Origin of the sequence: Pseudomonas sp. (assembly GCF_037994325.1) — a bacterium.
Classification (GTDB): Bacteria; Pseudomonadota; Gammaproteobacteria; order Pseudomonadales; family Pseudomonadaceae; genus Aquipseudomonas.
The window spans coordinates 1-9,119 of sequence record NZ_JBBNAH010000725.1 but is presented as its reverse complement, the minus strand read 5'-3'; the positions used below and the strand labels follow the sequence as shown (position 1 = coordinate 9,119).

At 60.2% G+C, this 9,119-nt stretch carries 8 protein-coding genes; 3 read left to right on the top strand and 5 right to left on the bottom strand.

The window, feature by feature from the left end; translation table 11 throughout:
• Positions 1 to 42 precede the first annotated feature (42 nt).
• A complete protein-coding gene (nirB, locus tag AAAB16_RS24135) occupies positions 43 to 2,607 on the top strand; it encodes a nitrite reductase large subunit NirB (protein ID WP_340665630.1) in 2,565 nt (854 codons plus the stop codon).
• 8 nt (positions 2,608 to 2,615) lie between these two features.
• The gene (gene nirD, locus AAAB16_RS24130; protein ID WP_340665629.1) at positions 2,616 to 2,972 is read left to right on the top strand and encodes a nitrite reductase small subunit NirD; all 357 of its coding nucleotides are present in this window, start codon (positions 2,616 to 2,618) and stop codon (positions 2,970 to 2,972) included.
• Between the two features lie 20 nt (positions 2,973 to 2,992).
• On the opposite strand, the gene tauD is transcribed toward nirD, so the two are convergent.
• The 5 genes from tauD to tauA (AAAB16_RS24105) all read right to left on the bottom strand — a co-directional run bounded on the left by tauD (position 2,993) and on the right by tauA (AAAB16_RS24105) (position 7,726).
• Positions 2,993 to 3,826, bottom strand: coding sequence for a taurine dioxygenase (gene tauD, locus AAAB16_RS24125; RefSeq protein ID WP_340665628.1), 834 nt, complete (start codon positions 3,824 to 3,826; stop codon positions 2,993 to 2,995).
• A 90-nt stretch (positions 3,827 to 3,916) separates the two neighbouring features.
• Entirely contained in the window at positions 3,917 to 4,780 is an 864-nt protein-coding gene (gene tauC / locus AAAB16_RS24120; protein WP_110617666.1) for a taurine ABC transporter permease TauC, read from the bottom strand.
• Complete coding sequence (tauB, locus tag AAAB16_RS24115) at positions 4,777 to 5,571, bottom strand: taurine ABC transporter ATP-binding subunit (protein ID WP_340665627.1); 795 nt, start codon at positions 5,569 to 5,571, stop codon at positions 4,777 to 4,779. Before tauB ends, tauC begins: the two co-directional genes overlap by 4 nt.
• Positions 5,572 to 5,721: 150 nt before the next feature.
• The gene (gene tauA / locus AAAB16_RS24110; protein WP_340665626.1) at positions 5,722 to 6,696 is read right to left on the bottom strand and encodes a taurine ABC transporter substrate-binding protein; all 975 of its coding nucleotides are present in this window, start codon (positions 6,694 to 6,696) and stop codon (positions 5,722 to 5,724) included.
• Between the two features lie 55 nt (positions 6,697 to 6,751).
• Positions 6,752 to 7,726 carry a taurine ABC transporter substrate-binding protein gene (gene tauA / locus AAAB16_RS24105; protein WP_340665625.1) on the bottom strand — a complete coding sequence of 325 codons (975 nt, stop codon included), beginning with the start codon at positions 7,724 to 7,726 and terminating at the stop codon, positions 6,752 to 6,754.
• Between the two features lie 579 nt (positions 7,727 to 8,305).
• Between tauA (AAAB16_RS24105) and AAAB16_RS24100 the strand changes: the two genes are divergently transcribed.
• A partial coding sequence (locus tag AAAB16_RS24100; RefSeq protein ID WP_340665624.1) for an OmpA family protein occupies positions 8,306 to 9,119 on the top strand: 814 nt, incomplete at its 3' end.

The window sequence follows — 9,119 nt, the reverse complement described above, 5'->3', positions numbered from 1 at the left end:
TTTTTGCTTTCGAAAACCTGATTGGCCTTGGCGGGTGCACCTATGAACAGCACAAATGAGCGGCAAACCCTGGTGGTAATCGGCAACGGCATGGTCGGCCATCACTGCGTGGAGCAGTTGGTGGAGCGCGGTGCTCTGGCGCATTACAGCATTCATGTTTTTAGCGAAGAGCCGCTGCGCGCTTATGACCGCGTGCATTTGTCCGAGTACTTCGGCGGCCGCGATGCCGAGTCGCTGGCGTTGGGTGAGGCGGCGCTGTATCAAACGCCAGGCGTGACCTTGCACTTGGGCGTGCCGGTGTTGGAAATCGACCGCGCCCGCCATGAGGTGATCACAGCCAATGGCTGCGTGGCCTACGACCAGTTGGTATTGGCCACCGGCTCGTACCCGTTTGTGCCGCCGATTGAAGGCGCGGCCGGCGATTCACGGTTGGTCTATCGCACCCTGGCTGACCTCGACACCATTCAAGCCGCTGCGCGCAATGCCAAACGCGGCGTGGTGGTGGGCGGTGGCTTGCTCGGGTTGGAAGCGGCCAATGCCCTGAAATCGCTGGGCCTGGAGGCGCATGTGGTGGAGTTCGCGCCGCGCTTGATGCCGGTGCAGTTGGATGACCACGGCGGTCATGCCCTGAAAGCGCGGATTGAGGAGCTGGGCGTCAGCGTGCATTTGTCGCGCGGCACCCAGTCGATCAGCAAGGGCAGCGAGTACCGCTTCCGCATGAATTTCGCCAACGACGAGTTTCTCGAAACCGATCTGATCGTGTTTTCCGCCGGCATCCGCCCGCAAGACGCCTTGGCCAAAGGCTGCGAGTTGGAGCTGGGTGCCCGTGGCGGTATCGCCATCGACAGCCAGTGCCGCAGCAGTGATGAGCGCATCTTCGCCATCGGTGAATGCGCGGCCTGGAATGGCAGCGTGTTTGGCCTGGTGGCGCCGGGTTACCAAATGGCCCGCAGCGTGGCTGCGCAGCTGTGCGATGCGGTGGGGTTAAGTGAAGACAGCGCGGCGCCGTTTCTCGGTGCCGATATGTCGACCAAGCTGAAATTGCTGGGTGTGGATGTCGGTTCCATCGGCGATGCCCACGGCGCTACGGCCGGTGCGCGCAGCTATCGTTTTATCGACGAAGCCACCTCGACTTACCGTCGCCTGGTTGTTTCTGCCGACGGCAAACAAGCCCTGGGCGCGGTGTTGGTGGGTGATAACAGCTACTACGACACCCTGCTGCAATATGTGCAAAACGGCATTGCGTTGCCGGCCGATCCGTCCAGCTTGATCTTGCCGCAAGGCTCTGCCGCGCCGGCGCTGGGTGTGGATGCACTACCGGCGACCGCCACCGTGTGCTCCTGCCATAACGTCAGCAAGGGCGCGATCTGCTGCGCCATCGACAGCGGTGTGAGCGACCTGGCCGGTCTTAAAGCCTGCACCAAAGCCGCCACCGGCTGCGGTGGTTGCGCGGGTCTGCTTAAGCAAGTGTTTGAGCACGAACTGACCGCACGCGGGGTGGTGGTGGATAAGAGCCTGTGCGAGCACTTTGCCTATACCCGCCAAGAGCTGTACTCGCTGGTGCGCGTGGGCGGCATCGAGACCTTTGAAGACATGCTTGCGCGCCACGGCAAAGGCCATGTCGGCTGCGATATCTGCAAACCGGCCATCGGCTCCATTCTCGCTTCGTGCTGGAACCGACCGATTCAGGAGCCATGGCTGGTGCCGCTGCAAGACACCAACGACACCTTTATGGCCAATATGCAGAAGAACGGCACCTACTCGGTGGTGCCGCGTATTCCGGGTGGCGAAGTCACCCCGGACGGCTTGATCGCCATTGGCGCCGTGGCGAAAAAATATGACCTCTACACCAAGATCACCGGCGGCCAACGTATCGACCTGTTTGGCGCGCAGTTGCATGAGCTGCCGGATATCTGGAGCGAGCTGATTGCGGCCGGCTTTGAAACCGGCCACGCCTATGGCAAATCCACCCGCACGGTAAAAAGCTGCGTCGGCAGCACCTGGTGCCGTTACGGCGTGCAAGACAGCGTGAAGATGGCGCTGTTTATCGAGGACCGCTACAAGGGCCTGCGTTCGCCGCACAAGCTTAAGTTCGCGGTGTCCGGCTGCACCCGTGAATGCGCCGAAGCGCAGAGCAAAGACGTTGGCGTGATCGCCACCGAGAAGGGCTGGAACCTGTATGTGAGTGGCAACGGCGGTATGCGCCCACGCCACGCCGAACTGTTTGCCACCGACCTCGACGATGAAACGTTGATTCGCTACATCGACCGTTTCCTGATGCTCTACATCCGCACCGCCGACAAGCTGCAACGCACCTCGGTGTGGCGCGAAACCCTGGAAGGCGGCCTCGATTACCTCAAAGCGGTGATTATCGACGACAGCCTGGGCCTGGGCGCCGAGTTGGAAGCGCAGATGCAACTGGTGGTCGACCGCTATGAATGCGAATGGGCCAACGCCCTCAACGATCCGGAAAAACTCAAACGCTTCCGCACCTTTGTTAACGCCAAGGGCGGCGACCCGGATATCCATTTCGTTAAAGAACGTGGGCAGATTCGCCCCATCCAACTCGACGAACTCAAGCTGATCAACGCAGTGGAGGTGGTGTGATGCAGGCCATGGCAAATAGGCAAGAACAAGGCTGGAGCGCGGCGTGTGGGCGCGCGGATCTGGTGGCCAATTCGGGCGTGGTGGCGCTGGTGGGCGACGTGCAGGTCGCGTTGTTTTATTTGCCCGAAGGCGAGCAACTGTTTGCCGTGGAAAACCGCGACCCACTGTCCGGCGCCAATGTGATTGGTCGCGGCATTATCGGCAGCCTGGGCGGCGCGTTAGTGGTGGCGGCGCCCTTGTACAAACAGCATTTCCGCCTGCAGGACGGCACCTGCCTGGAGTACCCGGAGCAGGCGTTAACGGTGTGGCCGGTGCGTTTTAGCGGTGAGGTGGTGGAGGTGTATCTGGGCGGTTGGGGCGCCTGACCCCAACCGCTTGGGCGGGCTTAGAACGGTTTGTCGCCGAGGATGGTGGCGCGCTGCATCACGCGTCGTGCTGGGCGGTAGTCGTCGACGGCGTAGTGTTGGGTCACGCGGTTGTCCCAAAAGGCGATGTCGTTTTCTTCCCAGCGCCAACGCACGAAAAACTCTGGTTTGGTGGCGTGGGCAAACAGGAACGTCAACAGGGCTTTGCTTTCGGCCGGCTCCAGGCCGTCGATGCGGCTGGTGAAGCCTTCGTTCACAAACAACGCTTTGCGCCCGCTCACCGGATGGGTGCGCACCACCGGGTGGGACAGCGGCGGGTTATTGCGCCGGGTTTGTTGCCAGCGGGCGAGGTCGTCCGGGGTGGTGGCGTAGCGTTCGGCTGGAAACGAATGGGCAAAGTCATGGGTGGCGGTCAGGCCATCAAGCAGGGTTTGCAACGGCTTGGACAGCGCCTCATAGGCAGCAATACCGCTGGCCCACAGGGTGTCGCCGCCTTTGGCCGGCAGCAGCTTGGCGCTCAGTACCGCGCCCATTGCCGGCTCCGGTAGAAAGGTTACGTCGGTGTGCCAGATGGCGTTGTCGCGCACATCGGTAACGGCGGTGTCGAGGATCAGCACTTCTGGCTGCTCGGGCACGTTGGGGTAAATCGGGTGAATATGCAGGTCGCCGAACTGCGCAGCAAACCGCGCTTGTTGCTGCGGGGTGATCGGCTGGTTGCGAAAGAACAACACCTGGTGGTCCAGCAACGCTTGTTCGATGGCATTGCGGTTGGCGTCGCTTAGCGGTTGGCTAAGGGTAATGCCTTCAACCTGGGCGCCCAGGGCAGAGCTGAGAGGGGTGATGTGCAGGCTCATGATCAATCTCGTACGTGGCAGTGGTAACGACAAACGCAAGGTAGTGATGGATGCGCGCCGGTCATGGCCGGCGCGTCATTGGCAGTTCTATCAGTGACTCTGGCCGTGCCAAGGCACCAGCCGGCGCTGCAAAGCCCGCAGGCTCATTTCCAAGGCAAAAGCGATTACGGCGATAACCAAAATGCCGAGAATCACCACGTCGGTAACCAGAAACTGCGCCGCCGACTGCACCATAAAGCCCAGGCCACTAGTGGCCGCGATCAGCTCGGCGGCGACCAAGGTCGACCAACCCACACCCAGGCCAATACGAATGCCGGTGAGGATGTCGGGTAGGGCGCTGGGCAAAATTACATGGCGAATCAGTTGGCTACGGGTCGCGCCCAGGGACTGCGCGGCACGCAGTTTGGCCGGGTCAACGGTGCGCACGCCGGTGGCGGTGGCAATGGCGATCGGGGCAAAAATTGCCAGGTAAATCAGCAGCACTTTCGACAGCTCGCCAATGCCGCACCAGATCACGATCAGCGGCAGATAGGCCAGCGGTGGAATAGGCCGGTAGAACTCGATCAGCGGGTCGAGAATGCCCTGGGCAATGCGGTTACGGCCAATGGCGATGCCCACTGGAATGGCGGTTAGCACGGCAATCAGCAGGCCCAGGCCAATACGCCCGAGGCTGGCACCCAGGTGTTGCCAGAGGGTGGATTCCATATAGCCCGTGGTGGCCAGCAACCAACCTTTTTGCAGCACGGCCGACGGTGGCGGCAGAAACAACGGTTCGATCAAGCCAAACGCCGTCACGGCCCACCAGATCGCCACCAGCGCGCTTAAGGTCAGGGCGCTGATCAGGCGTGTGCTTAGCGTCGGTTTCAGGGCCTTGGCGGTGCCAGCGGGCAGGGCGCCAAGGGCGTCGGCGGTGCTGTCTTTGCTGGTGCTTAAGCTCGCTTCGTAGCTGCTCATACGTGGGCCTCCGCCTGAATGGCCAAGCGCTGGGAAAACACCTGCGCCAGCACATGCTCGCGGGTTTCGATAAAGCGTGGGTCAGACTTGATCGCCCGCGCCGGTTCGCCTGCGGCATAGCGCTGGCCGAAGTCCAGTTGCAGACGCTCGACCACTTTGCCCGGGTTGGGCGCCAGCAAAATCAGGTCGGTGGCCAGGAACACGGCTTCTTCAATGTCGTGGGTAATCAAAAACACCGGCTTGGCGCTGCGTTGCCACACCTGCAGCAGCAACTCTTGCATCTGCTCGCGGGTAAAGGCGTCGAGGGCGCCAAAGGGTTCGTCCATCAGCAATACCCGTGGGTCGGCGGCCAGGGCGCGGGCCAGGCCCACACGCTGCTTTTGTCCGCCGGAGAGCTGCCAGATCTGCCGCTGTTCAAAGCCGCTGAGGTCGACCAGGGCAAGCATTTCGCGTGCTTTGGCTTCCCGTGCAGGGCGCGCTACGCCAGCCAGTTGCAGGCCGAAGGCGACGTTATCCAACACGTTTTGCCAGGGCAGCAGGGCGTCGTCCTGAAACACCACGCCGCGTTCGGCGCTGGGGCCTTTGACGGGCACGCCATCCAGGGTAATTCGCCCGGCGCTTGGGCTAACAAACCCGGCAATCAGGTTTAGCAGCGAGGTTTTGCCACTGCCGGATGGGCCGAGGGCCACGAGCAATTGCTGTGGCCCCAGGGTCAGGGAAATGTCGGCCAGCACCGGAGCGGTTGTGCCCGGATACTGTGCGCTGATGCGCTCCAGTTCTAGTAAGGCCATGTGCGTTGTCTCGCTCTGTTGTGCCCAGCGGGCGGTGTCTGCTGCAAAATTCTGGGTTCCCGCCTGCGCGGGAACGACGGGGTAGGTTGCAAAACCCACCGACGCTCCCGTGTAGGCGGCGGTCCGACGATTCGGAATCCAGGTGCGCCGTTATTGAACGTACTTACTGGTTACAAACGGCGAGTAGTCGGCCAACACACCATCGGCCTTGCCCTGTTCCTTAAGGAAAACAGCGGTAGCGGCGATGTCTTTGGCGGTCTGGCCGTTGAGCAAGGTTTTTTGCTCAGCGCTTTCCGGGAAGGTCGAACCGGCCAGCAATTCCGGTACGTCTGCGGCGTTGGCGCCGGTCAGCTTGGCGATTTCTTTGACTTGCTCGGAGTCAGCCGTCCACGCCGATTTGTTGGCGTTGTAGGCGGTGTAGGCGTCGATGCTGACCTTGGCGAACTTGGCCAACACTTCTGGGTGCTTCTCGGCGAAGTCTTTACGCGCTACCCACACTTCAAAGGTCGGTGCGCCCCAGGTGCCGACTTCGGCCGCGTCGGTAAGCACCTTGCCGTCTTTCTTGATTTCGCCCAGTGCTGGCGACCAGACAAAGGCGCCATCGATATCGCCACGCTTCCAGGCTGCGGTGATTTGCGCCGGGTTGAGGTTCACCACCTTCACTTTGCTAGGGTCGATGTTCCAGTGCTTCAACGCGCCGAGCAGGCTGTAGTGCGAGGTAGAAACAAACGGGGTGGCGATGGTTTTGCCAATCAGGTCTTCAGGTTTTTCAATCTTGCTGCCCTTGCGCACCACCAAGGCTTCGGCCGAGTTGATTTGCGCGGCGACCACAAAGGTCACGATCGGCAGGCCGCGGGTGGCCGCAGCGGCGAGGGGGCTGGAGCCAAGGTTGCCGATTTGCACGTCGCCAGATGCGATGGCGGTTACCACTTCCGCGCCGCTGTTAAACCGACGCCAGTCGAGTTTTTCGCCGATGGCTTTTTCATAGCCACCGTTGGCTTGCGGCACTTTGCTGGGGTCGATACCGGTTTGGTAGCCAATGATGATGTCGTCGGCGTGGGCGGCGAAGCTCAGGCCGGCCACTACCAACGTGGCGAGCAGGCGGCGGGGAAAGGAAAAGCGCATGGTCGTGCTCCAACAAAGTGACCCCGGCGGCTAAACCGCCAGGGCTTTGGATTGATTACTTAACGAATTTATTGCTGACGTAAGGGGCGTAGTCGGCCAATACGGCGTCGACCTTGCCTTGCTCTTTCAGGAAGCCAGCGGTAGCGGTGATTGCTTTAGTGGTGGGCGCGCCCAGCTCGGTGGCCTGGTCAGCCGCCAGCGGGAACACGTTGCCTTCCAGCAGTACCGGTACGTCTTCGGCCTTGGCGCCGGACAGTTTCACCACCTTGGCGATGTTGTCCTTGTCGGCCAGCCAGGCTTTCGGGTCGTTGCGGTAGGCGGCGTAGGCGTCGAGGGTGGTTTTGGCGAAGGCGCTGACGATTTCCGGGTGTTTTTCGGCGAAGTCTTTACGCACGATCCAGGCGTCAAAGGTTGGTGCGCCCAGTTTGCTCAGCTCGCCCGAAGTGATCAGCACTTTGCCGCTTTCTTTGGCTTTACCCAGTGCTGGGTCCCATACGTAGGTGGCGTCGATATCGCCACGCTGCCAGGCGGCAATAATGGCCGGTGGGGCAAGGTTAACGATCTCGACTTTCTTCGGATCAATGTTCCAGTGCTTAAGCGCAGCCAGCAGGCTGTAGTGGCCGGTGGACACAAACGGCACGGCGACTTTTTTGCCGATCAGGTCTTGCGGGGAATTGATGTTTGCACCGTTACGCACCACCAAGGCTTCGGCAGCGCCGATCTGGGTGGCAATCAAAAAGGTTTCAATCGGCAGTTGGCGGGTGGCGGCGGCGGCCAATGGGCTGGAACCGACATAACCAATCTGCACATCGCCGGAGGCCACGGCGGTAATCACTTCGGCGCCGCTATCAAACTTGCGCCAGTCGATTTTGCTCTTGCTGGCCTTTTCATACTGGCCATCGGCCTGGGCGACTTTGGCCGGGTCAACAGTGGTTTGGTAGGCAACGGTGAAATCGGCGGCTTGGGTGCTTAGGGCAAAACCACCTAAGGCCAAGGCAACCAGCAAGCGGAGCGGGGTGAGCGCTTTCATTTTTATTCTCCTCAACGGGCTCCGCGCGCGCTGAGAAGAGCGGGGCGGACCACTGGACAGTGATTAAGAAAAAGAGGGTCCGGTGATCCGGTGAAAGCGAGACTAAACGATCTAAAAAACTAAAAATAAATACTTTTTAGTTCTTAGCTTAGGCATGGCAATTTGATGGGCGTGCGGTTGGTAGCGGATGCAGCCCATCTACGAGATCAGGAGCGTCGCGGATAACGCCGCCCCCACGGGGGGCGCATTCACGTAGGGGTGTGCTGTGCGCGCCATCGCGTTTTCTGTGAGACCGCTTGGTGCGCGCAGCACACCCTACGAGCCAGTGCGAGGTCGGAAGGGGGGATGCGCACGCCAACGGGTTTAATCCGGCCAATCGCTGGTTCTTAAAATTATTTGTTGAACTGAAAGAATCTCGCCCATATCTCAGTTGAGCAAGCTAGAGGCCACGGCTGGCGTAGGGCCAGCTTGAAAATATTTGTAAGGCTGGGTTAGCGGCGGTGGAGTTTCTCTACTACGTTTGCCTAGTCGCTTAAATGCACGGTTAATCTGCGCACAATCTATATGGGGAATTTACGGATGAAATTGCAAAACACCTTAGGCGTTGTTATCGGCTCGCTGATTGCCGCCAGCTCTTTCCAAGCGTTGGCTCAAGGCCAAGGTGCGGTCGAGATTGAAGGCTTTGCCAAAAAGGAATACTTCGACAGCCAGCGTGACTTCAAAAACGACGGCAACCTGTTCGGCGGTTCCATTGGCTACTTCCTGACCGACGACGTTGAACTGCGCTTGGGCTACGACGAAGTGCACAACGCCGTTTCTGACGACGGCCGTAACATCAAAGGCGCCAACGCTGCCCTTGATGCTCTGTACCACTTCAATGCCCCAGGCGACATGCTGCGTCCGTACGTTTCGGCCGGTTTCTCCGACCAGAGCATCGACCAGAACGGCAGCAATAGCCGCAACCGTTCTACCTTCGCCAACGTCGGTGGTGGTGCCAAGCTGTACTTCACCGAGAACTTCTACGCCCGTGCTGGCGTTGAAGCTCAGTACAACATCGACCAAGGCGACACCGAGTGGGCGCCAAGCGTCGGTATCGGTGTGAACTTCGGTGGTGGCAAGAAAGCCGCCGAGCCAGCCCCGGCTCCAGCGCCAGAAGTGTGCTCCGACAGCGACAACGACGGCGTGTGCGACAACGTCGACAAGTGCCCGGACACTGCGGCCAACGTCACCGTTGATGCTGATGGCTGCCCAGCCGTTGCCGAAGTGGTTCGCGTTGAACTGGACGTGAAATTCGACTTCGACAAATCGAAAGTCAAAGAAGAAAGCTATGGCGATATCAAAAACCTGGCTGACTTCATGAAGCAATACCCAGCAACCTCCACCACTGTTGAAG